The organism is Streptomyces sp. ADMS (assembly GCF_033441795.1).
Classification (GTDB): domain Bacteria; phylum Actinomycetota; class Actinomycetes; order Streptomycetales; family Streptomycetaceae; genus Streptomyces.
Window position 1 is genome coordinate 1 of record NZ_JAVFVX010000539.1, and the last position, 294, is coordinate 294.

At 72.1% G+C, this 294-nt stretch carries 1 pseudogene; it reads right to left on the reverse strand.

Going from position 1 to position 294, the window contains the following annotated elements:
• Window positions 1–97: 97 nt before the first annotated feature.
• Window positions 98–294 (reverse strand): annotated as a pseudogene (locus RB628_RS43020) (ATP-binding protein); the annotation flags it as partial.

The following is a 294-nucleotide window of genomic DNA, read 5'->3' on the forward strand; positions in this document are numbered from 1 at the left end:
CGCGCGCAGGGGCGTCGGCGGAGGGGTGCGCTGGGTCGGGAGGTGCATGGGGCGGTGCGCTCTAGGGGCGCGGCCCGGCGTGGCAGCCTGCGGAAGGTCAGGCGGCGGGGCGGTGGCGTCTGCGGTCGACCGGCTCGAACTCGACCCGGGTGGTCATCTGCGCGAGGCGGGAGGTGACGCGGTCGCCGAGGTAGGCCCGGAGGTCCTTGATCGCCAGGTTGGTGGTGATCAGCGTCGGGAGCATGTGGTTGTACCGGCGGTTGATCAGCCGGTACGTCACTTCCTCGACCCACT